The 25,782-nt window shown below is 72.8% G+C and carries 25 protein-coding genes; 17 read left to right on the forward strand and 8 right to left on the reverse strand.

Annotation, left to right across the window (positions count from 1 at the left end):
* The first annotated feature begins 250 nt into the window (after positions 1-250).
* The 5 genes from ACZ6JT_RS18785 (at position 251) to pucL (ending at position 5,228) form a co-directional block, all read left to right on the forward strand.
* A complete protein-coding gene (locus tag ACZ6JT_RS18785) occupies positions 251-1,777 on the forward strand; it encodes a DEAD/DEAH box helicase (protein ID WP_469211097.1) in 1,527 nt (508 codons plus the stop codon).
* 68 nt (positions 1,778-1,845) lie between these two features.
* On the forward strand, positions 1,846-2,154 hold the full coding sequence (locus tag ACZ6JT_RS18790; protein WP_469211098.1) for an SCO5918 family protein: 309 nt from the start codon (positions 1,846-1,848) through the stop codon (positions 2,152-2,154).
* A 24-nt stretch (positions 2,155-2,178) separates the two neighbouring features.
* Complete coding sequence (locus ACZ6JT_RS18795; RefSeq protein WP_469211100.1) at positions 2,179-2,550, forward strand: hypothetical protein; 372 nt, start codon at positions 2,179-2,181, stop codon at positions 2,548-2,550.
* Positions 2,551-2,730: 180 nt separating this feature from the next.
* On the forward strand, positions 2,731-4,080 hold the full coding sequence (locus ACZ6JT_RS18800) for an aminotransferase class III-fold pyridoxal phosphate-dependent enzyme (protein WP_469211101.1): 1,350 nt from the start codon (positions 2,731-2,733) through the stop codon (positions 4,078-4,080).
* A gap of 230 nt (positions 4,081-4,310) precedes the next feature.
* Positions 4,311-5,228, forward strand: a complete 918-nt coding sequence (gene pucL, locus ACZ6JT_RS18805; RefSeq protein WP_469211103.1) for a factor-independent urate hydroxylase — start codon at positions 4,311-4,313, stop codon at positions 5,226-5,228.
* A gap of 65 nt (positions 5,229-5,293) precedes the next feature.
* On the opposite strand, the gene ACZ6JT_RS18810 is transcribed toward pucL, so the two are convergent.
* Entirely contained in the window at positions 5,294-5,755 is a 462-nt protein-coding gene (locus ACZ6JT_RS18810; RefSeq protein ID WP_469211105.1) for a histidine phosphatase family protein, read from the reverse strand.
* 188 nt (positions 5,756-5,943) lie between these two features.
* Here ACZ6JT_RS18810 and ACZ6JT_RS18815 point away from each other — a divergent pair, with 188 nt between their 5' ends.
* The 6 genes from ACZ6JT_RS18815 (at position 5,944) to ACZ6JT_RS18840 (ending at position 8,893) form a co-directional block, all read left to right on the forward strand.
* Positions 5,944-6,159, forward strand: a complete 216-nt coding sequence (locus ACZ6JT_RS18815) for a CbtB domain-containing protein (RefSeq protein WP_469211106.1) — start codon at positions 5,944-5,946, stop codon at positions 6,157-6,159.
* Positions 6,160-6,201: 42 nt separating this feature from the next.
* On the forward strand, positions 6,202-6,951 hold the full coding sequence (locus tag ACZ6JT_RS18820) for a CbtA family protein (protein ID WP_469211108.1): 750 nt from the start codon (positions 6,202-6,204) through the stop codon (positions 6,949-6,951).
* Between the two features lie 22 nt (positions 6,952-6,973).
* The gene (locus tag ACZ6JT_RS18825) at positions 6,974-7,216 is read left to right on the forward strand and encodes a hypothetical protein (RefSeq protein ID WP_030718623.1); all 243 of its coding nucleotides are present in this window, start codon (positions 6,974-6,976) and stop codon (positions 7,214-7,216) included.
* A 219-nt stretch (positions 7,217-7,435) separates the two neighbouring features.
* Positions 7,436-8,044, forward strand: coding sequence for a class F sortase (locus ACZ6JT_RS18830; RefSeq protein WP_469211110.1), 609 nt, complete (start codon positions 7,436-7,438; stop codon positions 8,042-8,044).
* A 197-nt stretch (positions 8,045-8,241) separates the two neighbouring features.
* The gene (locus ACZ6JT_RS18835) at positions 8,242-8,601 is read left to right on the forward strand and encodes a hypothetical protein (RefSeq protein ID WP_469211112.1); all 360 of its coding nucleotides are present in this window, start codon (positions 8,242-8,244) and stop codon (positions 8,599-8,601) included.
* A 100-nt stretch (positions 8,602-8,701) separates the two neighbouring features.
* A complete protein-coding gene (locus tag ACZ6JT_RS18840) occupies positions 8,702-8,893 on the forward strand; it encodes a hypothetical protein (protein ID WP_469211114.1) in 192 nt (63 codons plus the stop codon).
* Positions 8,894-8,974: 81 nt separating this feature from the next.
* Here ACZ6JT_RS18840 and ACZ6JT_RS18845 read toward each other — a convergent pair whose 3' ends face one another.
* Complete coding sequence (locus tag ACZ6JT_RS18845) at positions 8,975-9,382, reverse strand: hypothetical protein (protein WP_469211116.1); 408 nt, start codon at positions 9,380-9,382, stop codon at positions 8,975-8,977.
* 59 nt (positions 9,383-9,441) lie between these two features.
* A complete protein-coding gene (locus ACZ6JT_RS18850; protein WP_469211118.1) occupies positions 9,442-9,591 on the reverse strand; it encodes a hypothetical protein in 150 nt (49 codons plus the stop codon).
* A gap of 112 nt (positions 9,592-9,703) precedes the next feature.
* On the opposite strand from ACZ6JT_RS18850, the gene ACZ6JT_RS18855 reads away from it, so the two are divergent.
* The 4 genes from ACZ6JT_RS18855 (at position 9,704) to ACZ6JT_RS18870 (ending at position 14,628) form a co-directional block, all read left to right on the forward strand.
* Positions 9,704-10,531 (forward strand): hypothetical protein, encoded by an 828-nt coding sequence (locus ACZ6JT_RS18855; RefSeq protein ID WP_469211120.1) that lies wholly within the window; start codon positions 9,704-9,706, stop codon positions 10,529-10,531.
* 80 nt (positions 10,532-10,611) lie between these two features.
* Complete coding sequence (locus ACZ6JT_RS18860; RefSeq protein ID WP_469211122.1) at positions 10,612-12,606, forward strand: FUSC family protein; 1,995 nt, start codon at positions 10,612-10,614, stop codon at positions 12,604-12,606.
* A 64-nt stretch (positions 12,607-12,670) separates the two neighbouring features.
* Positions 12,671-13,372 (forward strand): hypothetical protein, encoded by a 702-nt coding sequence (locus ACZ6JT_RS18865; RefSeq protein WP_469211123.1) that lies wholly within the window; start codon positions 12,671-12,673, stop codon positions 13,370-13,372.
* Entirely contained in the window at positions 13,360-14,628 is a 1,269-nt protein-coding gene (locus ACZ6JT_RS18870) for a sensor histidine kinase (RefSeq protein ID WP_469211125.1), read from the forward strand. Before ACZ6JT_RS18865 ends, ACZ6JT_RS18870 begins: the two co-directional genes overlap by 13 nt.
* 63 nt (positions 14,629-14,691) lie before the next feature.
* On the opposite strand, the gene ACZ6JT_RS18875 is transcribed toward ACZ6JT_RS18870, so the two are convergent.
* Positions 14,692-16,779: a PhoX family protein gene (locus ACZ6JT_RS18875; RefSeq protein WP_469211127.1), complete on the reverse strand. Its 2,088-nt coding sequence runs from the start codon at positions 16,777-16,779 to the stop codon at positions 14,692-14,694.
* 410 nt (positions 16,780-17,189) lie between these two features.
* Here ACZ6JT_RS18875 and ACZ6JT_RS18880 point away from each other — a divergent pair, with 410 nt between their 5' ends.
* Positions 17,190-18,761, forward strand: a complete 1,572-nt coding sequence (locus ACZ6JT_RS18880) for a VWA domain-containing protein (RefSeq protein ID WP_469211129.1) — start codon at positions 17,190-17,192, stop codon at positions 18,759-18,761.
* Positions 18,762-18,839: 78 nt separating this feature from the next.
* Here ACZ6JT_RS18880 and aspS read toward each other — a convergent pair whose 3' ends face one another.
* Entirely contained in the window at positions 18,840-20,657 is a 1,818-nt protein-coding gene (aspS, locus tag ACZ6JT_RS18885; protein ID WP_469211130.1) for an aspartate--tRNA ligase, read from the reverse strand.
* Between the two features lie 158 nt (positions 20,658-20,815).
* On the opposite strand from aspS, the gene ACZ6JT_RS18890 reads away from it, so the two are divergent.
* Positions 20,816-23,074 (forward strand): SpoIIE family protein phosphatase, encoded by a 2,259-nt coding sequence (locus tag ACZ6JT_RS18890; protein ID WP_469211132.1) that lies wholly within the window; start codon positions 20,816-20,818, stop codon positions 23,072-23,074.
* Positions 23,075-23,145: 71 nt separating this feature from the next.
* Here the strand turns inward: ACZ6JT_RS18890 and ACZ6JT_RS18895 are convergent, their stop codons facing one another.
* The 3 genes from ACZ6JT_RS18895 to ACZ6JT_RS18905 all read right to left on the reverse strand — a co-directional run bounded on the left by ACZ6JT_RS18895 (position 23,146) and on the right by ACZ6JT_RS18905 (position 25,726).
* Complete coding sequence (locus tag ACZ6JT_RS18895) at positions 23,146-24,138, reverse strand: pirin family protein (RefSeq protein ID WP_469211133.1); 993 nt, start codon at positions 24,136-24,138, stop codon at positions 23,146-23,148.
* A gap of 118 nt (positions 24,139-24,256) precedes the next feature.
* Positions 24,257-24,640, reverse strand: coding sequence for a hypothetical protein (locus ACZ6JT_RS18900; protein ID WP_469211135.1), 384 nt, complete (start codon positions 24,638-24,640; stop codon positions 24,257-24,259).
* A 99-nt stretch (positions 24,641-24,739) separates the two neighbouring features.
* Positions 24,740-25,726 (reverse strand): ArsR/SmtB family transcription factor, encoded by a 987-nt coding sequence (locus ACZ6JT_RS18905; protein ID WP_469211137.1) that lies wholly within the window; start codon positions 25,724-25,726, stop codon positions 24,740-24,742.
* Positions 25,727-25,782: the final 56 nt, after the last annotated feature.

The raw sequence follows: 25,782 nt of genomic DNA on the forward strand, positions 1-25,782 counted from the left end.
GGCGCTCGGCGCCGACCCGCCTCAACGTCCGGCCGGGCGGCAGTGTCTCCCACGACGCACCGCCCCGCCCCCCGTCGCACACCGTCCGCCGCACCCCGGCTCTCCGACGCGCAGCGCGGCACCCTCTGCCCGACGGACCGGCCCGCCTTTACGGCACGGCACGGCCCGTCCCGGTTTTACTCCGGCTCGTTCTCGCGAATCCCCCTGCCCGGGAATTCCTCGATACGCGCCGCATCGAGGAAGGTTCTGCATGAACCGCACCACTCGCACGAACGACCGCACCTCCCGCACCTCCCGCCAGGGCGGCTCCGCGGGCTTCGGCGGCTCCGGCCGCGGCAGCCGTTTCGGCTCCTCCGCCGCCAGCCGCTCCGGCGGCTCGGGTTACGGCGGCTCGGGCGGCTCCGGCCGTTCCGGCGGCTACGGCGGCCGCCGCCGCCCCGCCGCCCTCCAGGGCGAATTCGCCCTCCCCGAGACGATCACCCCGGCGCTCCCCGCCGTCGAGTCCTTCGCGGACCTCGACATGCCCGAGCAGCTGTTGGCCGCCCTCGGCGCGCAGGGCGTGACCGTGCCGTTCCCGATCCAGGGCGCCACCCTGCCGAACTCCCTCGCGGGCCGTGACGTGCTCGGCCGCGGGCGCACCGGCTCCGGCAAGACCCTGGCCTTCGGCCTCGCCCTGCTGGCCCGCACCGCCGGCCAGCGCGCGGAGCCCCGCCAGCCGCTCGCCCTCGTCCTCGTCCCCACCCGCGAGCTCGCCCAACAGGTCACCGACGCCCTCGCGCCGTACGCCCGCGCCATGAAGCTGCGCACGGCCACCGTCGTCGGCGGCATGCCCCTCGGGCGGCAGGCAAACGCGCTGCGCGGCGGCGCCGAAGTCGTCGTCGCCACGCCCGGACGGTTGAAGGACCTCATCGACCGCGGCGACTGCCGACTGAACCAGGTCGCGATCACCGTCCTCGACGAAGCCGACCAGATGGCCGACATGGGCTTCATGCCACAGGTCACCGCGCTACTGGACCAGGTGCGCCCCGAAGGCCAGCGCATGCTCTTCTCCGCCACCCTCGACCGCAACGTCGACCGGCTGGTCCGCCGCTACCTGACCGACCCGGTCGTGCACTCCGTCGACCCCTCGGCCGGCGCCGTCACCACGATGGAGCACCACGTACTCCACGTCCACGGCACCGACAAGCACCGCACCACGACGGAGATCGCGGCGCGCGAGGGCCGGGTGATGATGTTCCTGGACACCAAGCACGCCGTGGACCGCCTCACCCAGGACCTCCTCAACAGCGGCGTCCGCGCGGCGGCCCTGCACGGCGGGAAGTCCCAGCCGCAGCGCACCCGGACCCTGGCCCAGTTCAAGACCGGGCACATCACCGTCCTGGTCGCGACCAACGTCGCCGCGCGCGGCATCCATGTCGACAACCTCGACCTCGTCGTGAACGTCGACCCGCCCACCGACCCCAAGGACTACCTGCACCGCGGCGGCCGCACCGCCCGCGCCGGCGAATCCGGCAGCGTCGTCACCCTGGTCACCCCCAACCAGCGGCGCGAGATGACCCGTCTGATGGCGGCCGCGGGCATCGTCCCGCAGACCACCCAGGTCCGCTCCGGCGAAGAGGCCCTGAACCGGATCACCGGCGCCCAGACCCCTTCCGGCATCCCGGTCACCATCACCGCACCGCAGCCGGAGCGGTCCGGGCGCAGCGCGCGTTCCTCCCGCGGCCGGCGCAGCCGCCCCGCCCAGGAGCGCCGCCGCTCCCTGGGCATGGCCGCCTGACCCGCGCCCCGCGACGCCCCTGTTCCCGCCGGCCCGTCCCGCCCTCTTCGTCACGTCTGTGAGGCATCATGCGCTTCGTCATCGCCCGGTACCCCTTCGACCTCGAAAAGAGCGAGGTGGAGGAGAAGATGAAGGGCGTCAAGGCCGAGCCCGTCACGGGAGCGTCGGTGATCATCAGCCGCCGCACCTACCCCGTCAAGCAGGTCGGTGAGGTCATCACCCGGCAGGACCGGCGCGACTTCACGGCGGCCGAGGTCACCCGGGCGCTGACCCGGCTCGGCTTCACCTGCCGCGATCTTCCGGCACCGGTGCCGGTGCCCGCGCTGACCCCGCTCCAGGAGGCCGCGGCACTGTTCGGAAGCCCGGCCGATGCCTGACCGCGCTTGCTAGAGTCGGTGTCCATGTCGATCCCTGACGACCTGCTCCTCGATCTCGCCGCCATGGTCGAGTCGGAGCAGACCAATCAGATGTCCCTGACCGTCGTGGTCCACGGTGCCGTCATCACGGGCCGGCTCGCCCCCGAGAGGGTCTGGCGTCAGCGGGTGGCCGAGGTCCTGCGGGACTCCGACCAACTGGGCCCGTTCGCCGAGATCTTCAGTTCCGCCGGCCGCCGTGACAGACAGGCCGCGGCGGCACCCTCGCACCTGCACTTCCACGTGGCGCGCATCCTCCAGGGCACCCTGGGCATCCCCGAGACGGGCGGGATGTACCGGATCGCGGTGAAGGACGTCAGCGCGTGGACCGTCGGGGATTTCAGCTACTCCGACAAGTAGGCCCTCGCCGCGGAACGCGGAAGGAAGGCTCCCGCATTTCTTCTGCGGGGGCCTTCTCGTAGCCGGCGCCGCCCGTTCGGCCGTCGCGTCCGTCGTCACCGCCTGAGATCGCCGCCCTGTACGGCGAGGCCGGTGGGCGACCCCCGCCATGTCCACATCCTGGACAACTACGCTCGTTTCATGAACGCAGAAGCCGACGCCCTCGCCACCGTGAAAGACGCTGACCGGAAGCACGTTTTCCACTCCTGGTCGGCGCAGGAGCTCATCGACCCGCTCGCCGTCGCCGGCGCCGAGGGGTCGTACTTCTGGGACTACCGGGGCAACCGCTACCTCGACTTCTCCAGCGCCCTCGTCTACACCAACATCGGCTACCAGCACCCCAAGGTCACCGCGGCCATCCAGGAGCAGGCGGCCAGGCTGTGCACGGTCGCGCCCGGCTTCGCCGTCGACGTGCGCTCCGAGGCGGCCCGGCTGATCGCCGAGCGCACCCCGGGCGACCTCGACAAGATCTTCTTCACCAACGCCGGGGCCGAGGCCGTGGAGAACGCCGTCCGCATGGCCCGGCTGCACACCGGCCGGCCCAAGGTGCTGTCCGCGTACCGCTCGTACCACGGCGCCACCTCCACCGCGATCAACCTGACCGGTGACGCCCGCCGCTTCGGCAACGACTCCGCGACCGCCGGCGTCGTGCACTTCTGGGGGCCCTTCGCCTACCGCTCGCCCTTCTACGCGGCCACGGAGGCCGAGGAGTGCGAGCGGGCCCTGCGGCACCTGGAGGACACCATCGTCTTCGAGGGCCCGCAGTCCATCGCCGCGATCATCCTGGAGACCGTCGGCGGCGCCCCGGGCGTCCTCGTGCACCCGGACGGCTACCTGGCCGGCGTGCGCGAACTCTGCGACCGCTTCGGCATCGTCTTCGTCCTCGACGAGATCATGGTCGGCTTCGGGCGCACCGGTAAGTGGTTCGCCTCCGAGCACTGGGACGTGCGCCCCGACCTGATCTGCTTCGCCAAGGGCGTGACCAGCGGCTACGTTCCGCTCGGCGGTGTCGCGATCTCGACCGCCATCGCCGAGACCTTCGCCCGCCGGCCCTACCCGGGCGGGCTGACCTACTCCGGGCACGTGCTGGCCTGCGCCGCCGCCGTCGCGACGATCAACGTCATGGAGGAGGAGGGCACCGTCGAGCAGTCCGCCCGCACCGGCGCCGAGCTGCTCGGCCCCGGCCTGCGCGCGCTGGCCGAACGGCACCCGTCGGTCGGCGAGGTCCGCGGCCTCGGCACCTTCTGGGCCTTGGAGCTCGTACGCAGCCGGGAGACCCGCGAGCCGCTGGTCCCGTACAACGCCGCCGGGGCGGACAACGCGCCGATGGCCGAGTTCGCCGCCGCCTGCAAGAAGGGCGGGCTCTGGCCGCTCGTCGCCGGCAACCGGATCCACGTCGCGCCGGCCTGCAACATCGCGCCGCAGGACGTGGCCAAGGGTCTGGAGATCCTCGACCAGGCCCTCTCGGTGGCCGACGCGCACACGGTCTGACCTGCCCAACCATACGGTCGCCCAATCCGTGGGTGCCTGTCTTGGACGTTCCGCGCCATTACGAACACCACGTGAACGTGCTGAAATCCGAACAGAGCACCTACGGACCGGGATGCACGTCAGTCCCGGGGCGGTCTCCGTGACCGAACGGCGGGGAGCGGGCCTTCCGCTGGACGCCGGGCGTACGGGATCCACTCAGCCGGACTCCGTGTACCCGAAGGAAGACAGCCATGAGCAAGCACGTCCTGGCACAGAACCAGTACGGCAAGGCCGAGAACCGCATCGTCAAGGTCACCCGCAAGGGCGGCGACAGGTCCTGGCACGAGATCCGCGACCTCAACGTCTCCGTCGCGCTCCGCGGCGAGTTCCGCGACGTCCACCTCACCGGCGACAACGCCAACTGCCTACCGACCGACACCACCAAGAACACGGTGTACGCCTTCGGCAAGGAGCACGGCATCGACTCCCCCGAGGCCTTCGGCATCCTGCTCGCCAAGCACTTCGTCTCCTCGCAGCAGCCGATCCGCGAGGCGCAGATCCGCATCGAGGAGTACGTGTGGGACCGCATCCCGGTCCCGACGCGCAAGGAGCAGCACTCCTTCGTCCGCAAGGGCCAGGAGGTGCGCACCGCGCAGATCACCTACAGCGAGACGACGGGCCTGCAGGTCATCTCGGGCCTGAAGGACCTGACGGTGATGAACTCGACCAACTCCGAGTTCCACGGCTACATCAAGGACAAGTACACGACCCTTCAGGAGGCGTACGACCGCATCCTGGCGACCAAGGTCACCGCGCGCTGGGCACACTCGGCGCTCGCCGCCGACGACGCCTCGTACGACTGGGACCAGTCGTACAAGAAGGTCCGCAAGAACATGCTGGAGGCCTTCGCGGAGACGTACTCGTACTCGCTGCAGCAGACCCTGAACCAGATGGCCGAGCGGGTGCTCGACAACTGCCCCAAGGTCAACGAGGTGCGCCTCAACCTCCCCAACAAGCACCACTTCCTCGTCGACCTGGAGCCCTTCGGCCTCAAGAACGACAACGAGGTCTACTTCGCGGCGGACCGGATGTACGGCCTGATCGAGGGCACCGTGCACCGCGACGGCGTACAGCCGGTGATCGCCACGTCCGACTGGATCGTCGCGTAGCGCTCGACGAGAAGGCCAGATCGTCGGCCCGGACCGCGTCGCGGGGTCCGGGCCGAAGCGCTGCGTCAGCCCTGATCCGCTTCCTCCGGGCCGCCCACGAGGAGGTTCCAGCGCCCCGCCCGCCCGGTGAGGGTGGTCACCGACTCCGGCCGGACGTCCAGCCGCCAGAAGACCGGCGCCGGCAGCTCCAGGGCGTACACCACGGCCGCCCGTACGACGGCCTGCTCGACCGCCGGCCGGTGGGTGCCGGCGGGCAGTGCGGCCAGCTCCGCCCCGACGCGCGCGATCAGCGCGGCCGTGGACTCCCCGCCGGGGGGCGCGTATCGGGGGTCCGTCATCCACGCCTGCAGGGCCGCCGGGTCCCCGGCCGCCACCTCGTCCAGGGTGCGCCCCGCCCATTCCCCCGCGTCCAGGCCGCGCAGCCCCTCGTACCCGGGGCAGGGCCGGGCGTGACCGAAGCGGCCCTGGCGGGCGGCCGTGTCCAGTGGGAGCGCGGAAAGACGGACACGTACCAACGGGGTCTTCATAAGGGGAGCGTAAGCGCGGTACGGTCCGGACGACACAACTGCATGACGACGGTCCGACGGAAGCACCGGTGAGAATCCGGCACGGTCGCGCCACTGTGAAACCTCCCGGAGGGGGAGGCGAGTCAGACCCGTCACCGTCGTCGAGAGCACCACTGACCGGGACGCGTGTTCCCTCTGGAGGTTCTGCCATGGCCCACCCCGCCGTGCCCACGACGAACGCCCCCGCCATCGCCCCCATCTCGCTCTCCGCACTGGCCCCCTGGGCCGTGTTCGTCGGAATCCTGATGCTGGTCCTGCTCTACTTCGTCGGCGCCGAGCAGGGCGCCACCGCGGTCTTCCAGGGCGAGACGATCCACGAGTGGTTCCACGACGGACGCCACCTCCTCGGGTTCCCCTGCCACTGACTCCCCTGCACCTGACCTCCGTCTCCGCAAGGGAACCGACCCATGAACGTTTCCCCCCGCACGCTGCTCGTCAGGGGCATGCTCGCCGGTCTGCTGGCCGGCGCCGCCGCTTTCCTCGTCGCGTACCTCCTCGGTGAGTCCAAGGTGGACGCGGCGATCGCCATCGAGGAGGCCTCCTCGGCCGGACACCACCACGGCGAGGAGGCACCGGTCAGCCGGGCCCTCCAGGCCACGGCCGGACTCGGCACCGGCGTCCTGCTGTACGCGGTCGCGCTCGGCGGCATCGCCGCGCTCGTCTACTGCTACGCGCTGGGCCGCATCGGCCGCTTCGGCCCGCGGGCCACGGCCGCGCTGGTCACCGCGGCCCTGTTCGTCACCGTCACCCTGGTGCCGTTCCTCAAGTACCCCGCCAATCCCCCCGCCGTCGGCGACCCGGAGACCGCCGGGCGGCGGACCGCCCTCTACCTCCTGATGATCGTCCTGAGCGCGCTGCTGGCGGCGGGCGCGCTGATCCTCGGTCGGCGGCTCGCGCCCGGACTCGGCAACGGGAACGCGTCGGTCGCCGCCGGTGCGGCCTTCGTCGTCGCCGTCGGCGTCTCGTACGCCCTCCTGCCCGGCGTCAACGAGGTCCCCGCGGGCTTCCCGGCCGCGTTGATCTGGGACTTCCGCGTCACGTCCCTGGCCGTCCAGACCGCACTGTGGACGACTTTCGGCCTGGCCTTCGGCTATCTAGCCGAACGGGCCCTTGCGCCCACCTCCGCCCCCAAGGAGGCTGTGCAGCCGACGAGTTGACGACGAGGGGGGCCGGTAGCACATGCCGACGGCGATCAGGGAATGGCGGGGCTGGACGGGCGCCGCCCCGTTCTGGCTGAACTCGTTCCTGCTGCTCCTGGCCCCCTGCTGCGCCGTCACGCTGTTCGGCCAGATCGGCGTCATCGCCGCCCTGGCCGCCCTCGGCGGCCTGGTCCGTCACCTCTGGTACGGCGACTACGGCCACCCTGCCGTGCACCTCGCCGCCGTCGTGATGGGCGCGGGCACGGCCGCCGTCGTCATGTGAGACACCGGCGCCACCTTCCCGTCACCCTTTCGGGCGCATCGCCCGCGGGCTCGGGAAGGGGCCCGGGCACACGGTGCGAGCTGGGGAAACGCGGGAATCCCGGGACGACACGCCAGTGACGGAACGTCAGTCCCCCGTGTTTCACAGGGTGCCGGTGGGCACAGGAGGTGTCCACTGCTCACATGACCCGGCCGCACGCGCCGGACAGGAGGGATTCCCATGCCCCGCGCCCAGTGGGTCGTCGCCTCGCTGACGGTGGCTCTGTTGTCCACCGGGATCGTGGTGTTGCAACGGAGCGAAGGCGCCAAGCCCGCCGCCGTGACCACCGACGACGCACTGCCCTCGCGGGCGCTGGGGCTGTCCGGACACCGCCGGCTCGTTCGGGAGCTGGAGCAGTCCGGGCAGTCCGAGCAGCACACCCCCGGCCGCGGGCAGCGGTCGCCGAGGACCGCCGCCGGGCCGCTGCGGACGGTCACGGGACCCCTGCGGTCCGCCCGGCCGCTGCGGCTGCGCATCCCCAGCCTGGGCGTGGACGTGCCGCTCAGCGGCGACCGCGACGAGGTCGTCTGGGACACCGACGGTCCCGCACCCGGGGCAGCCGGAACGGCCGTGGTCACCGCCGAGGGGCTGCGCCTCGGCGAGCTGCGGCGGGGCCGGACCATCGAGATCCCGCGCGCGGACAGCCGTACGGCCGTGTTCACCGTCGTACGGGTCTCCCCCGGCGGGGCCACCGCCCGGGAGGATCCGGCCGGCCGGCCCCAACTGCGGCTGCTCGGCGGCGAGACCGCCGTGCTGGCCCGGCTGACCGGGCAGCGCCGCACCCACTGACCCGACCCGGCGGTCCAGGCGGTCCGGCGTGACCGCATCCGCCAACCCGCCCCCACGGCCCCGCGGTCCGGCGCGGCCGCACCCGCTACCCGCCCCCACGGTCGTCCGTCAGCCGTGGGGGGCGTATTCGTCCCCCGGTCGGAGGCTTCTCGGGGCCGGTCGGGGAGTCGCCCGGCGTGGCGGGGCACACCCCTCGCATGAGCGGGAGGCGACGCGCACGTACGGCACTGACCCGGGCCCTGACCGCGGCCTGTGTCGTGCTGCTGTGCGTGTTCGGCGCCGGCCCGGCCGGCGCCGCGGCCGCCGAGTCCCGTCCCGCCTCCATGGCGCCTTCCGAGCCCGGCGAACCGGGCGAGGGCCAGTCCGATCCGGCCGCCGACCCCGAGGCACGGGCGGCCGTACGGACCATCGCGCGCGGGCTGCCCGGCGTACGGCGGGTCACCCTTGCGGTGTTTCACGTGAAACACCCGGACGCGCCGCCGTGCGGGCCGGCCGCGGAGACGGCCGACCCGGCCCTGTCCCTGCGGACGGTGCGGAGTGTGGTCCTGCGCTGCTGAGCGGGCCGAGGAGGTGTCCGCCCCCTCCCGGCAGGACATCCCCGGGACATCCCCGGTCGCAACGCAGCCCCCACACCCCTGAGCACCGTGAGGTTCCGCCATGCCCATCGACCCGTACGCCGCACTGAACGCCATGCTCCGCGCCGAGGTCACGCGATTCACCCCACCGGTCCGCACGACCGAGCCGACCGAACCACCGAAGGCCCAGGCCCAGGCACAAGCCCAGGCTGTCGGCCTCGCCGTCGAGTCCGAGAGTGAACCGCAGACGGCCACCGCCGACTCCGCCGCATAGGGGCGACCGGGGTGCCCGCAGGACCGTGCGGTCCTGCGGGCACCCCGGTTCAGGCGTGGCTCCGCGCCTCGGGTCCAGGCGTCAGTTCTCGCGCTGGTAGTACCGGTAGAAGGCCGCCAGGCCGATGCCGATGCCGACGAAGAGGCCGGTCATGGTGGCACGGAGCACGGAGCAGTCGGTGAGGCTGTGCAGATAGCCCGCGGCGATGCCGAGGAAGACGCCGTACGAGGCGGCGTGGACCTCGCGCCTGAGGCGGGGGCCGATCCGGGCCAGGGCGAACATGATCCCGGCGAACAGCACGCCGCAGAGGATCCCGAAGAACACGTTGCCCGCGTCGACCGGACCCATCTGGCGCTGGATGAAGGCGGCCCATACGCCGTACACGAGTCCGGCGAGCAGAGGTCGCACGTAGGCGCCCTTGCTCAGGTGGGCCATGTCCGCCGACTGCCAGGGCTGCCGTCTGGGGGCGGTGGGTGCCGCATGTGCCATGACGGGCTCCTCTCTCCCATCCTCCAGGGCACACCCGCCACCCCGGACCGGCAAGTGGATCAACGGGCAGCGTGCGCGAGGGCCCGCTGCGGTCGTCCGGTGGTGCGGTGTCGCTCCCGCGCGGCGAGCCAGGCGGCGAGGGCCTTGCGCCAGGCCGGTTCGGCCCCGGTCATGGCGTGGGCGATGGCGCAGTCGGCGGCATCGGCCACCGGGACGCCAGCGCCACACGTGCAGGCACGGGTGCCGCGCCGCCGGACGGCCGACCCCCCAACCGCAGCAACACCGCTCGCGCCACGGCCCGCGCCCGCTTTCCCTGGTGACGTGCGCACCATCCTGTCGGCGGTACTGATCGCGCTCGTGGCCCTCCTGGTACCCGCGAGCGCCGTCGCGTACTGGGCGGACCACGAGCTCGGCGACGCAGGCCGCTACACCGCCGCCATGTCCCCGCTCGCCGCGAACCCCGCCGTCCAGGAAGTCGTCGTCACCCAGGTCACCCGCGCCCTCGCCGGGCAGATCGACGCGGGCCCCTTCCAGATGGGCGTGGACGCCCTGCTGGGCGAGGCCCTGCACTCCTTCGCCGGCACCCCCGCCTACCAGACGGCCTGGGACGCGGCCAACCGCGCCGCCCACGCCGCCTTCCTCGACGCGCTCACCACCGGCCACGGCGACGCCGTCACCATCGACCTCGCGCCCGTCATAGCCGAGGTCAAGGGCGAACTCGTCGAGGGTGGCGTGCCCTTCGCCGACCGCATCCCGGTGACGCACCTGTCCGTGAAGGTCATGGAGTACGACAACCTCGGCGCCCTCCGGGAGAGTTTCCACATGCTGCAGATCGCCGGCGTCTGGCTGCCCGTGCTGACCGTGGTCCTGGCCGCAGCCGCCATCGCGGTCGCCGTCCACCGCAGGCGCGCCGTGATGGCCACCGGACTCGGGCTCGCGGTCGGGGCGGGACTGCTGTGGCTCACGGTTGAGGTGTGCCGCCGGCTCACCCTGGACGACCTGCCCGCCGACATCGACCGGCCCGCCGCCGGAGCCGTGTACGACGCCCTCACCGCGTTCCTGCGCACCACCGCCTGGGTGGTGCTGGTGATCGGGCTCACCGCCGCACTGGCCGCATGGGTGACGGGCCGACTGCGCCGCACCCCATAAGCTCGGAAGGTACCAACACGCGCAGAACGACGCAGAAGAGCCCAGAAGAACCGATTCGCGAGCGGCGGCACGGAAGCGGGATGAGCACCGAACGCACCGAACACATATCGTCGCGGCGAGCCCGGCACCATCCGCTCGCTCCCCCCGACTGGCTGCTCAACGGGCTGAAGCCGAGTTCCGCCCCGATCCCCTGGGCCGCCGTGGCGCGCGCCGCGGTCGCCCTGGCCACCCCGCTCGCCGTCGGCTTCGCCCTGGACGAGCCCGAATACGGGGCGCTCGCCTCCATGGGCGCCCTCGCCGGAGTCATCGGCGACACCGCCGACGCCTACCGGATGCGGGTCCTGAACATCGCCGTCCCGCAGCTCTTCGGCGCCGTCGGCGTGGCCCTGGGCACCCTGGTCTACGGGCACGGCTGGCTGGCCGTCGGCGCCCTCACCCTGATCGCCCTGGTCTCCGGGATGATCTCCTCCATCGGCACGGTCGCCTCCGTGTCCGGGCTGCTGCTCCTCCTCAACGCCGTCATCGGCGCCGGACTCCCGCTCCCCCAGCCCTGGTGGACGGCCCCCCTGCTGCTGGGCGCGGGCGGACTGTTCGTGCTCGCGCTGACCCTGCTGGGCTGGCCGCTGCGCGGCCGGCAGCCGGAGCGCACCGCCGTGGCCGACACCTACCGGGCCCTGGCCACCGCCCTGGAGGCCGCGGGCGGGCCCGGCGCCCTCTACGACGAACGCCGCCAACAGGTCACCCACGCCATCAACCACGCCTACGACCTCGTACTCGGCCGCCGGGCCCGGGTACACGGCCGCAACCCCTCCCTCGTGCGGATGCTCGCCCAGCTCAACGTGGTGATCCCGCTGGTGGAGGCCGCACCCGCCGCACACCTGCGCGGCAGGCCGCTGCCACCCGAGATCCCGGCGGCCGTCCGGGACCTCGCCGACGCCATCGAGGAAGGCCGCACCGGAACCCCGGTCCTGGAACTGCCCGCCGCGCACACCCCGGCCGAACGGGCCGTCGACGCGGCCCTGCGCCATGCCGCGAAGATCGTGTACCTCGCCGAACCGGACCTGCGCAACGTGGACGACCGCCTCGGCCGGCCCGCCGCACTGCGCGTGCGGGCCCGGCGGGCCGTGCGCGACATGATGTTCTCCGAGGCCTCCTGGCGGTACGGCCTGCGGCTCGCGCTGTGCATCGGGCTCGCGCAGTCGCTCGTCTCGGTGATCGAGGTCGAGCGCTCCTACTGGGTCGCGCTGACCGTCACCTTCGTCCTCAAGCCCGACTTCGGCTCGGTGTTCTCGCGGGCCGTGCTGCGCGCGGTCGGCACCGCGGGCGGCCTCGTCATCGCGGCCGCCGTGCTCGCCGAGGTGCCGCGCGGCTGGTGGGACGTACCGGTGCTCATGGTGCTCGGCGCACTGATCCCCGCCTTCTCCGTCAAGGGGTACGCCTTCCAGACCGCCGCGATCACCCCGGTGATCCTGCTGCTCTCCGACCTCCTCAACCACCAGGGCTTCGACCTGATCCGCCCCCGGCTGCTGGACAGCCTGCTCGGCTGCGCCATCACCCTCGTCGCGGGATACCTGCTGTGGCCCGAGAGCTGGCACACCCGGATCGGGGACCGGCTCGCCGACACGGTGGACGACGCCGCCCGCTACCTGGAACGGGCCTTCGCCCCCCTCCCGGACGCGTCCGCGCACGCGGCGGCGCGCACCGCCCGCCTCCAGGCCCGGCGGCGCATCTACCGCGACCTGTCGGGTGTGCGCAGCGAGTTCCAGCGGGCGCTGACCGAACCGCCGCCGACGGGGGCACGGGCGGCAGCCTGGTGGCCGCTGGTCGTCGCCGTCGAGCGGATCGTGGACGCGACCACCGCCGCCCGCGTCCGGGTCAACCACGGCGCGGCGCCGCCCGGCCCGGACGAGGTGGAGGAGATCGCCTCCCGGCTGCGCGAACTGGCCGGGCGGGTCCGCAGCAGCACCGTCCCGGAACGCGTCGAGGCGGAGCCCCCGGGCGGGACGTCGAGCGTCCTGGCCCCCGTCCACCAGGAAGTCGCGGCGGCCCGCGCCATCGCCCGGCCGGAGCCCTGACCCCCGGTCCCCCGGATGGGCCTGAGTCCGGGCCGGGAACCGCCCGGCGGGGGAGCATCGGAACATGCACCGCGCCCCGGCCCTGGTCGTCCTCGCCGTCCTCCTGGCGGGGTGCGCCGACGTGGAGGGGCTGAAGAACGAGGGCGGCCTCGGCACGGTGCACGCACCGCTGAGCCTGTGGAAGGACATCCGCCCCGACCCGCCGGCGCCGGACCAGAAACCGGGCACGGCCGCCGTGGTACCCGGTCTCCCCAAGGTGGCCGGCCTGAGCATGCGCGGGGTGAACGCGCTGGGCGTCGTACGCGCCGACATCACCTCCGCCACCGAACAGGACGGCGGGACCGGCCGGCTCGTCGACCCCCGGGCCGTCCAGCGGCTCGCGCTCTGCACACAGGCTGTGGACGGCGGGCCCGACTGCCCGGTGCGCCCCGCGGTCCTGCACGACCTGACGGGCAACGGCCGGGAGGAGCTGATCACCGCACTGGACCTCGACGGCCGGCTCAGCGAACTGCGCGTCTACACCGTCCAGGACGACGGGAGGATCGCCCGGATCCTGTCCCTGCGGGCGGTGCTGGAGGGCGTGGAGGTGGCCGCCGAACACCTCGCGGTCCGCGAACCGACCTCGAACCCCACGTACGTCGCCGTCTCCGACTACGTCTGGGACCCGAAGGCCGGGATCATGAACCTCTCCCAGCTCACGCTCGACGACTGCCCGTCCCTCACGGGTGTCCCGCTCAGCCCGGACCGGCAGCGATGCACGCGCTGAGCAGCCTCCGCTGGAAGATCGCCCTGACCACCACGATGGTGTGCTGCATGGTCGCCGCCGTGCTGGGGATCCTCGTGCACAACGTGGTCGCCGAGCAGATCGTCGGCGCGGTCCGCAAGGACGCGGACACGGCTCTGGAGCACGCCCTCAGCCACTACGAGTACGGCACCACGCACGGCGACGTGAACGTGGTCCTCGACCCGCCGCAGCTGCCCGCGCTGCTGCGGGAACTCGTCGACCGCGGCGACACCGGCAGCATGGTCGGCTCGTACGACGGCAAGCCCGTCATGTGGGCCGCCGCCCCCGCCGACGAACAGGCACTCGCCGTCTGGATCCCGTTCCAGAGCACCCGCAGCCGACTGCGGGACATCGACACCGCGATCCTCGCCTCCGCCGCGCTCGCCGCCGGTGTGGTGGCGCTGGCCGGCCTCTTCCTCGCCGACCGGATCAGCCGGCGGCTCGCGACCACCGCCGCCGTGGCCCGCAGGATCAGCGCCGGGGACCTCGACGCCCGGGTGGGCTTCCCCTCCCGCGCGGACGATCGACGGCGGGGCCGCCGCTCCCGGGACCGGGACGAGGTACGGGACGTGGCGCAGGCGCTGGACTCGATGGCCGGCTCGCTCCAGGACCGTCTGGAGGCGGAGAAGCGCTTCACGGCGGACGTCGCGCACGAGCTGCGGACCCCGCTCACCGGCTCGCTGGCCGCGGCGGCGCTGCTGCCCGAGGGCCGCCCCAAAGAGATGATCAACGACCGGTTGAAGGCCCTGCACCTGCTGACCGAGGACCTGCTGGAGATCTCCCGGCTGGACTCGGGCGTGGAACGGGCCGATCTGGCCCGCGTGGAACTCGGCCGGGCCGTGGAACGGGCCGTCGCGGGCGCCGGACCCACCGCCTCCGTCCGGGTCGTCCGGGACGCCGTGGTCCTCACCGACCGGCGGCGGCTGGACCGGATCCTGGCCAACCTGCTGGCCAACGCCCACCGGCACGGCCGGCCGCCGGTCGAGGTGACGGTGGAGGGCCCGGTGGTGACGGTTCGCGACCACGGGCCGGGCTACCCGCCCGAGCTGATCGAGCAGGGCCCCCAGCGGTTCCGGACCGGAGACCCGGGCCGCGGACGCAGCCACGGGCTGGGGCTCACGATCGTGGCCGGACAGGCGGCGGTCCTGGAGATCACGCTGAGCTTCGCCAACGCGCCCGACGGGGGCGCGGTGACGACACTCGCGCTCCCGGTCGGGCGGCTGACGGACGGCAATTGACCGGGCTCGGCGGATGTTTCACGTGAAACATCGCTCACGTGGGACATCCGCCCAACAGCCGGATCAGACACCGATGTTCTTGCCGTCCTTGCGCCAGACCGAGACGACGGCCGGGCGGACGATCTTGCCGGGACCGTCGGGCCACACCGACTGCGGCTTCTCGACGGACGCGCCGTCGATCTCGCCCGGGTGCTGGACGGACACCAGGACGCGCTTGTCCTGGATGAGCGGGCCGCAGGTCTCGGCGCCGCGCGGGACGGTCAGGAACTGCTTCAGCTCACCGCGGCGGTCACCGGCCGTGGCGACGCCGAACAGGCCGTCGTGGGAGCCGAGCTGGTTGCCGTCCGTGGAGATCCACAGATTGCCGTGCGGGTCGAAGGCCACGTTGTCCGGGCACGAGATCGGGCTGACCTTGTCCTTCGGGAAGCCCGCGAAGTACGTCGCCGGGTCGTTGGGGTCACCCGCGACCAGGAAGAGCCGCCAGGCGAAGCCGTCACCGGCCGGGTCGTCGAAGTTCTCGGCGAGCTCCAGGATCTGGCCGTGCTTGTTGTTGGTGCGCGGGTTCGCCTCGTCGGCGGGAGCCTTGCCGGCCGCGCCGCGGTCCTTGTTGTTGGTCAGCGCGATGTAGACGCGGCCCGTGCGCGGGGAGGGCTCGACGTCCTCCGGGCGGTCCATCTTGGTGGCGCCCACCTTGTCGGCGGCCTGGCGCGTGAAGACGTACACCTCCTCGGCGGTCATGCCCTCGACGTGCGAGACGTTGCCGGTGGCGAGCTTGATCCAGACGCCGGAGCCGTCGAACTCGCCGTCGGACGGGAGCTTGCCGGTGCCGTCGACCTGGGCGGCCGGGGAGTCGCCGGTGAGCTTGGCGACGTAGAGGGTGCCCTCGTCGAGCAGCGTCAGGTTGTGCTCCTTCGCCGCGCGCGAGTCGCCCTTCTTCATCCGCTTCGAGGAGACGAACTTGTAGAAGTAGTCGAAGCGCTCGTCGTCGCCCATGTAGACGACCGGGCGGCCGTCCTCGGTCAGGCGCGGCTGCGCGGCCTCGTGCTTGAAGCGGCCCAGCGCGGTGCGCTTGCGCGGGACGGAGTTCGGGTCGTACGGGTCCAGCTCGACGACCCAGCCGAAGCGGTGCGACTCGTTGGGCTCCTGCGCCACGTCGAAGCGCTTGTCGAAGAGCTCCCACTTGCGCTCGGTGGCGCCGGCGCTCACGCCGTAGCGCTTGAGGCGGGCGGCGGCGGTCGGGTCGGTGACCTGGCCGGCGTTGCCGAAGTACTGGTTGAAGTTCTCCTCGCCGTGGAGGGTGGTGCCCCACGGGGTGGTGCCGCCGGCGCAGTTGTTGAGGGTGCCCAGGACCTTGGTGCCGGTGGCGTCGACGGAGGTCTTCAGCAGGGCGCTGCCCGCGGCCGGACCCGTCAGCTTGAACTCGCTGGTGGCGGTCAGGCGGCGGTTGAGCTGGTGGCGGGTGACCGCGGTCAGCTTGCCGCTGCGGTGGTCCTCCTGGACGACGACCACGGACAGGCCGTGCGCGGCCCAGGCGATCTCGACCTGCTCGCGGGTCGGGTTGGCCGGGTCGTAACCCTTGAACATCAGGTTCTCGTCCGTGTACTCGTGGTTGGCCACGAGCAGCTGCCGGCGCTCGTAGTCCCCGCCGAGCGGGAGGAGGCTCAGGAAGTCGTTGTTGTAGCCGAACTGACCGGCCTGCGCGGCGGCCGTCTGCTGGTCGGGGTTGAAGCCCGGAGCGCCCTTGAGGATCGGCTCGCCCCAGCGGATGACCACGTTCTGCTCGTGGCCCTCGGGGATGGTGACCTTGTCGTCGGTGTTGGGCGCGACGGCCTTGAAGCGCAGGCCGCGGGCGGCCTCGCCGCCCTTGCCGGCGCCGGCGGCCGCGGCCTCACCGGCCGGGGTGGCGTTGGCGGTCTGCCCCGGGCCGCTGAGGGCCACGGCGGAGCCGGCGGCGGTGGCGACCGTCACGACGGCGGCGGAACGCAGCATCGAGCGGCGGGAGTAGGCACGGGCTATGACGTCGCCCGCGTACTCGTTGTCGCTTGTGTTCGGCACCTCGTGGAAGCAGGCGTCGCCACAGCGGTAGCGACAGGTGAGAGCGGACCGACCGCTCCCATGCGGGTTGCCGATGAGCGGCAGAAGCTTGCGCACGAGTTCCTCCGAGTAGCTGCGTGGGCGCCGACAACGTGTCGGAACGATCCAGCCGTGACGCTAGGCCCGGGTTGCGCCGAAGCGGCGGCGCGGGGATGAACGATCGGTGAACCCGGCACGTCGGAGCGGGAGTTCGACACCGGTGTGGGCGTGTGTGGAAGCCGGACGCCACGAAAGGCGCCCCTGCCGAAGATCCAGCCGGGCGGCCGATAACCTTACGTGTCCACTCTGGGCAGGGATCAACCGCGCAGCACGGACAAATGACGCACGCACTCATGCGAAAGGCCTGGCCCATGGGTATTCGGAGCTTGTTGCGCAAGGTGTTCGGACGGACTGAAGAACCCGTTCCGGAGACTACGGACGCCCCCTCGGCCGCTGTCCCCAACCAGGCGGAACGTACGCCCCTGGATGTGGCAGCCGATCTGGTGGCGGCGTCCTTCGACAACCCCACCGTTCCTCCTCAGTCCGCTCCGCGGGACCGCGAGCCCGGGACCGTCCTCACGGCCCCCGCCCCGGCCGCGGACCCCACGGTCCCGGAAGCCCGCCGAGCGCCTGCGGCGAAGCCCGGCCCGGAATCCACCCCGCCCGCAGCGGAGCAGCCCGACCCGGCTGCCGCCGACGCCGTCGCGGAGCCGGAGGCCGCACCGGCCGCCGAGCCGGAGCCGCAGACCGCCGGAGCCACCGAGCCGGAGCAGGACACCGCCGCAGCTGCGGAACGGCCCGAGCCGGCGGCAGCCGAGGCCACCGCGCCGGAGGCGGGCACCGCCGCCGCCGCGGAGCCCGAGGCGGAGGCCGCACCGGCGGCCGAGCCCGAGCCCGAGCCGGAGCCGCAGATCGCCGAAGCCGCACCGGAGGCCGAGCCGGCGGCAGCCGAAGCCGAGGCAGCCGCGCCCGAGGCGCAGGACGAGCCGGCGGCAGAGGCCGACGCGGCCACGCCGGAGGCGGAGCCCCTGGCCGAGGTCGTCGCGGAGCCCGAAGCCGCGCCGCAGGCGCAGGACGAGCCCGCGGCAGCCGAGGCCACCGCCTCGGAGGTGGAGCAGCCCGCGGCTGACACCGAGCCCGAAGCGGAGCCGGCCGGCGCCGAAGCCACCGCACCGGAGGCGGAGACGGCCACGGACGCGGAGCCGGAGGCCGAGCCCGTGGCCGCCGCCGCGGACCAGGCCGAGGCCGAACCGGCAGCCGAAGCCGACGCGCAGGACGAGCCGCAGGCGCAGGACGAGCCGGCGGCAGCCGAAGCCGCCGAGCCCGAGCCGGTGGCCGCCGATGCCGACGTAGCCGCGCCGGAGGGGGACGAGGTCGAGGGGGCCACCGAGGCCACCCAGACGGCTGCGCACGCGCCCGCCGCCGTACGTCGCAGGGCGCCCGAGATCGCCGGCGCCTACAAGGCCGCCGGCCAGGTGCTCCGCGGCAAGGGCAAGGCCGGCGCGCGGGCCAAGGTGTACCTCGTCCTGGACCGGTCCGGGTCGATGCGCGGCTTCTACAAGGACGGCAGCGCGCAGTACCTCGCCGACCACGCCCTCGCCCTCGCCGCGCACCTCGACGACGAGGCGACCGTGCACACCGTGTTCTTCTCCACGGAGGTGGACGGCACCGCCGACCTGTCCCTCGACTCCCACGACGCGGGCTGGGTCGAGGCCCGCCACGCCGAGCTCGGCCGGATGGGCCGCACCAGCTACCACGTGGCCGTCGAGGCCGTCGTCGAGCGCTACCGGAAGGACGGCGGCGAGGGCCCGGCCCTGGTCGTCTTCCAGACCGACGGCGCCCCCGACAACCGCCAGCCCGCCCGTCAGGCGATCACGGACGCCGCCGCCACCGCGCCCGGCATCCTCTGGCAGTTCGTCGCCTTCGGCGAGCACGACAACAAGGCGTTCGACTTCCTGCGCAAGCTGGACGCCGAGAACGCCGGCTTCTTCCACGCCGGCCCGGCCCCCGCGGAGCTGACCTCCGCCGCCCTGCTGAAGGGCATCCTGGAGCGGTTCTAGCCGGAACACGACGAAGGGCCCGGGATCCAGTGGATCCCGGGCCCTTCGTCACATCACGTCACGTCCCAGCGGAAGCGATCAACGCGCGGCGTCCGGGTGGACGGCCTCCGCGATCGGCTTGGCGTCCGCCGCCTTCGTCTCGACCGGCTTGCGCAGCGCGATGTTCAGCTCGCGCAGACGGGCCTCCTCCAGCACGGTCGGCGCGCCCATCATCAGGTCCTGCGCGTTGCCGTTCAGCGGGAAGGCGATCGTCTCGCGGATGTTCGGCTCGTCGGCCAGCAGCATCACGATGCGGTCGACGCCCGGGGCGATGCCACCGTGCGGCGGGGCGCCGAGGCGGAACGCGCGCAGCATGCCGGCGAACTCGCGCTCGACGGTCTCCGCCTCGTAGCCGGCGATCTCGAAGGCCTTCAGCATGACCTCGGGCTCGTGGTTGCGGATGGCGCCGGAGGACAGCTCGATGCCGTTGCAGACGATGTCGTACTGCCACGCCAGGATGTCGAGCGGGTCCTTCTCCTCCAGGTCCTTCATGCCGCCCTGGGGCATGGAGAAGGGGTTGTGCGAGAAGTCGATCTTGCCGGTCTCCTCGTCCTTCTCGTACATCGGGAAGTCGACGATCCAACAGAAGCGGAAGACGTTCTCCTCGAACTGGCCCGCACGCTTGGCCGCCTCGACGCGAACGCCGGACATGATCTTGGAGACCTCGTCGAACTCGCCCGCGCCGAAGAACACCGCGTGCCCGGGGGCCAGGCCCAGGCGCTCGGTGAGGACCTTGACGTTCTCCTCGGTGAGGAACTTGGCGATCGGGCCGGTCAGGGCGCCGTCCTCGCCGACGCGGACCCAGGCGAGGCCCTTGGCTCCCAGCGAGATCGCGTACTCGCCGAGGCCGTCGAAGAACTTGCGCGGCTGCGCGGCGGTGTCCGGGACGGCCAGCGCGCGCACGTGCTTGCCGGCGAACGCCTTGAACTCCGAGCCCTCGAACACGTCGGTGATGTCGACGAGCTCCAGCTTGGCGCGCAGGTCGGGCTTGTCGTTGCCGTACTTCAGCATCGACTCGCGGAACGGGATCCGCGGGAACGGCGAGGTGACCTCGCGGCCGCCTCCGAACTCGGTGAAGAGCTCGGTCATCAGGCGCTCGATCGGCTGGAAGACGTCCTCCTGCTCGACGAACGACATCTCCACGTCGAGCTGGTAGAACTCGCCCGGCGAGCGGTCGGCGCGGGCGTCCTCGTCGCGGAAGCAGGGCGCGATCTGGAAGTAGCGGTCGAAGCCGGAGATCATCAGCAGCTGCTTGAACTGCTGCGGGGCCTGCGGCAGGGCGTAGAACTTGCCCGGGTTCAGGCGGGACGGCACGACGAAGTCACGGGCGCCCTCGGGAGAGGTCGCGGTGAGGATCGGCGTCGCCATCTCGTTGAAGCCGAGGGCCACCATCTTGGAGCGGATGGAGGCGATGACCGCCGAGCGCAGCATGATGTTGCGGTGCATGCGCTCGCGGCGCAGGTCGAGGAAGCGGTACTCCAGGCGCCGCTCCTCGTTCACACCGTCGTCGGTGTTGATCGTGAAGGGCAGGGGGGCGGCCGCGCCGAGCACCTCGACCTCGGCGACCTCGATCTCGATCTCGCCGGTCGGCAGCTCGGGGTTGACGTTGTCCGCGCCGCGGGAGACGACCTTGCCGTCGATGCGGACGACGGTCTCCTTGGAGACGCTGCTGAGCGCCTCGTTCGCGGCGGTGCCGGGCCGGGCGACGAGCTGCGTGATGCCGTAGTGGTCCCGCAGATCGATGAAGAGGATGCCGCCCAGGTCTCGACGGTTGTGCAGCCAGCCGCTCAGCCGGACGTCGGCGGCGACGTCAGAAGCGCGGAGCTCGCCGCAGGTGTGGGACCTGTACCGATGCATCAGTCATCCAGTTCTACGCGATACCAGGGTGGATTCAACCGTCCCAAGGTTACCGCCCGGGAGGGTGACGGGTCGGGCACTCCCTCCAGCCTGCGCAAATGCGTCCGGCTGTCCCTCCTGACAGGCACGTGCCGGATATGACCTGTAAAGATGGCCGGGTGCGCACCGAGGACGTCCTGGCCGCCATCGCGACGGGCCTGTGGCGGTGGGACAACGCCTCCGGGACGGTCACCCTCGACGGTGAGGCCGCCCGGCTCCTCGGGCTGCCCGCCGAGCCCGTGGTGCTGCCGGAGGTCTCCGTACGGTCCCGTTTCCACCCGGTGGACTGGAACGAGATCAACGGGATCGTGAACCTGGCGGTCGCCGAGGGCACCCTCGCCGAGGCCCGGCTGCGGATCATGGACGTGGACGGGCGGGTCCTGCGGACCGTACGCAGCCGCTCCAAACCGCTGGAGAGCCGCTCCGCCGACGGGCGCGTCGACTACGAGCTCATCGGCACCATCCAGGAGATCGCCGAGCCGCAGCCCGGCACCACGGCGGCCCACACCCCCATCACGGGCGACTGGCGGCGCTCCCGCGAGGCCTTCCTGCTGGACGCGGGGCGCGCGCTGGCGGAGGCCCGCTCCACGGCCGAGGTGCTGCGGGTCGCGGCCTCGCTGTCCATGCCGGGGTTCAGCCCGGACGGGCTGGCCGTCTTCGGCGTGGCCGGGGACCGGTTGTCGGTCATCGGGCACCACGGGCACGATCCGGGGGACGAGGAACCCTTCACGGACATGCTGCTGGAGACGGACTACCCGGCAGCGGAGGTCGTCCGTACGGGCCGGGCGATCTACCTGGCCACGCCGGAGGACTACAAACGGCGGTTCCCGGCCACCTGGCCGCTCGTCCGGCGCTTCGACCGGGTGTCCTGGGCCTTCCTGCCGCTGACCGTGGCCGGGCGGACCATGGGCGCATGGATGGCCGCGTTCAAGCACCCGGCGTCGTTCTCGCCCGACGAACGGTCCGTCCTGACGACCGTGGCCCGGATGCTGGCCCAGGCGCTCCAACGCGCCGGAGTGGCCGAGTCCGAGCGGGAGCTCACCACCGGCCTGCAGCGGTCGATGATGCCGCAGCTCGGCCCCGAGATCCCCGGGATGCAGATCGCCGCGCGGTACGTCCCGACCGGCGGCGGGCTCCAGGTGGGCGGCGACTGGTACGACATGATCCCGCTGCCCTCGGGCCGGTTCGCACTGGTCATCGGCGACGTGCAGGGCCACGACGTACGCGCGGCCGGGCTGATGGGCCAGCTGCGGATCGCCGTACGGGCGTACGCGTCCGAGGGCCACCGGCCGGACGCGGTGCTCTCCCGCGCCTCCCGCTTCCTGGCCGGGCTGTGCGCCTCGCAGGAGTCCGATCCGTACGAGGCCGCGGGCGCGGGCACCGGCGTGGGCCCGGGGCAGGCCGCCGAGATGGACGCGGACTTCCAGAGCCCGCGGTTCGCGACCTGCCTGTACGCGGAGTGCGACCCGAAGACCGGGATGCTGGAGGTGGCCCGCGCCGGCCACCCCGACCCCGCGATCCGGATGACCGACGGAACCGTCCTGATGCGCCCCACCGCGGGCGGACTCCCCCTCGGGATCGTCCCCGACACCGACTACCCCACCACCCGCTTCACCCTGGAACCCGGCGAGACGATGATGCTGTGCACCGACGGGCTCATCGAGACCGGCGGGCACGACCTGGACACGGGCTGGGCGCGGCTGCGCGCGGTCCTGGAGTCCGACACCCGCGGGCCGGCCGGCGCGCACGAGCCGCAGGGCCCGGGCGCCGGACGCTTCGAGCCGCCGCACCTCGAACGGCTGGCCGACCTGCTGGTCCAGGCCGTGCACGGGCCGTCCTCGCACCACACCACGGGCCCGCTGGCCGACCGCCGCGAGGACGACATAGCCGTGGTGCTGCTGTGCCGCGACGGCGAGGGCGACGGCTTCGCCTTCGGCACCCCGCCGGCGCACCCGGCCCGCCCGGCGCGCCGCACGGTGCTGACGGTGGCCCAGGACGAACCGGAACGCATCGCGGGCGCCCGCCGTCAGGTCCGCGAGCTGCTGCACGACTGGGCCGACGCCGACCAGGTGGACTCGGCGGTGCTGATGGTCTCCGAGATCGTCACGAACGTACTGCTGCACACGGACGGCGACGCGCTGCTGGTGGCGGAGGCGGCGGGCGAACTGGGCGCCCGCCGGCTGCGCGTGGAGGTCGCGGACGGGAGCGACGAGCTCCCGCACAAGCGGCACCCGGGGGAGATGTCCTCCAGCGGCCGCGGGGTGCTGCTGATGGAGATGCTCGCCGACACGTGGGGCGTGGACCCGCAGGGCGAGGGCAAGTCGATCTGGTTCGAGCTGCACGAGCAGTCGAAGACGGGCGCCGACCAGGCGCCGTGAGCCCGGCGGACGCCGCGCAGGGCGGGACGCAGGGCGGGACGGGCTCCCGGCCGGGAGCCCGTCGGAGCCGGTCAGTCCTCCGCGTCTCCGGCGCCGCGGTGGCCGAGCCCGGTGCGCGCGGTGGTGGGGATGCGGCCCAGCCGGCCGGCCTGGAAGTCGTCGAAGGCCTGCTGGAGTTCGTGCTGGCTGTTCATGACGAACGGACCGTAGTGCGCCATCGGCTCCCGGATCGGACGGCCGCCGAGGATCACGACCTCCAGGTCCGGGGCGTTGGAGTCCTGGGACTCGTCCGCCCGCACCGTGAGCGAGCCGCCCTCGCCGAAGACGGCCGTCTGCCCGGTGCGGACGGGCCGGCGGTCCTCGCCGACGGACCCGCGTCCGGCCATGACGTACGCCAGGGCGTTGAAGTCCTCGCGCCACGGGAGGGTGATCTGCGCGCCCGGCGAGACGGTCGCGTGGATCATCGTGATCGGGGTGTGGGTGATGCCCGGGCCCTGGTGGCCGTCGAGCTCACCGGCGATCACGCGCAGCAGGGAGCCGCCGTCCGGGGTGGTCAGCAGCTGGACCTGGCCGCCGCCGATGTCCTGGTAGCGCGGGGGCATCATCTTGTCGGAGGCCGGGAGGTTCACCCACAGCTGGAGGCCGTGGAAGAGCCCGCCGGACACGACGAGGGACTCCGGCGGGGCCTCGATGTGCAGGAGGCCCGATCCGGCGGTCATCCACTGGGTGTCGCCGCCGTTGATGACTCCGCCGCCGCCGTTGCTGTCCTGGTGGACGAAGGTTCCGTCGATCAGGTACGTGACGGTCTCGAAGCCGCGGTGCGGGTGCCAGGGGGTGCCCTTGGGCTCTCCCGGCGCGTACTCCACCTCGCCCATCTGGTCCATCATGATGAACGGGTCGAGGTACTGGTAGTTGATCCCGGCGAAGGCGCGGCGCACCGGGAATCCCTCGCCCTCGAACCCACCGGGGGCGGAGACGACGGCCAGCACCTTGCGCGGGACGGCGGCCTGCGGCTCGGCCACTCGCGGAAGGGTCAACGGGTTCTCAACAGTCACTGCGGGCATGGTCAGGACCTCCTTCTGATCCGAGTTTAGTTGAAACTCGAACTTTCTGCCACACCTCGCAGAACGGAAGCGGCCCCGGAGGAATTCCCCCCGGGGCCGCCATGTGCTCAGGCGCAGGTCAGCAGTGGTCGAGCCCGTACCAGTCCGGGTGCGCGTCGAAGGCCGAGGACGTGTTCACGTACTGGGCGGGAACGAACCCGAACGCGCCCCGTACGTCCCCGCGGGCGCCGTACCAGGTGGTGTTGCCGCCACCGTGCCGGTCACCCGTGGTCCAGCAGTCGAACCGGCTCGGGTTGGTCTTCAGCGTGTCCGCGTACGGCGCGCCGAAGCCCGCCCACCGGTACATGTCGATGTTCGGGGTGTTGCCGCAGTACAGCGTCCCCCCGCTCACCCCGCACCCGGCGGCCTGCGCGGGCGACGCCGCCAGGACCCCCGTACCCAGCGCCATCACCCCCGTGGCCGCCACGGCCGCGAGCTTCGTGCGCAACGACGTTCCTGACATCGAAGTCTCCTGTTCCTGGGAGCGGGCGTCCCCCGCAGCACCGATACTCGGGAGCCGCGGCCGCGGCCGCGATGGTTTCGGGCAGGGCCGAAGGGTGCGTCAGCCGCCGCTGCGCAGCAGGTCCACGCCCAGGCCCGTCACCGAGTGCAGCACCGCCTTGCCGTCGCGCTCGGTGGTGATCAGCCCGGCCGCGCGCAGGGTGCGGGTGTGCTCGGAGACCGAGGGCAGGCTGATGTCGAGCTCCCGGGCCAGTTCGCTCGTCGTGCGCCGGCGCACCAGCTGCTGGAGCACGGCCGCCCGGGTACGGCCCAGCAGGGCGTCCAGCGCGCCCTCCGCGGGCCCGGCACCGACCAGGGGCAGCGAGGTCAGCGCCGGGTACATCAGCACGGGCGGCCCCTGCGGCCCGCCCGGTCCCTCCGCGACCAGCGGGCGCCCGGTCCAGAACGGCGAGGGCATCAGCAGCAGCCCGCGCCCGCCGAGCCGGACCTCGTAGTGCGGCGGCCGGTCGACCTCCAGGACCGTGCCCGACCACGCGGCCCGCGGGTGCGTACTCGCCAGGCAGGCCCTGATGCCGTGGGTGGCCAGCAGCCGCGTGCGCCAGGCGACGTCCGCCTGGTAGGACTGCCGGATCCGGGCCCACTGCGGGGCCACCACGGCCTCGTGGCCCGCCCTGAGCGCCCCGCCCAGCTGGTCCCACGCGTCCCGGTCCCGGCCCCACAGCGCCCGCAGCCAGGAGTCCGGCCCCGGCGCCCGGGCCGCGGCGCGGGCGAGCTGCGCGCCGGTCAGCGCCGGCGCGGCCTCCCGTACGGCGGCCAGCCCCTCCTCCAGCGTGCGCGTGTACGGCTCGACGAACTGCGGGTTGTCACCGTCCGGGCGCAGCAGGTCCAGCAGCGGGCGCACCCGGCCCGGCAGCTCCCGGCCGACCCTGCCCCGCCACCGGCCGAAAACCGCCGGTTCGTCGGTGCGCTGCCAGGCGACCAGCGCCATGGCCAGCTCCACCATCGGCAGCGGCTCGCTCACGAAGGTGACGTTGAGCAGGTCCTCGGCCGTGAAGTGCACCCGCAGCATCGCCCCGCCCCCCGTCACGCGTCAGCCGGTACGGCCGACCCTCCGCACAGCCCTGGCCGTCCGCACGGCAAGGG

It is taken from the genome of Streptomyces sp. NPDC046308, from assembly GCF_055588065.1.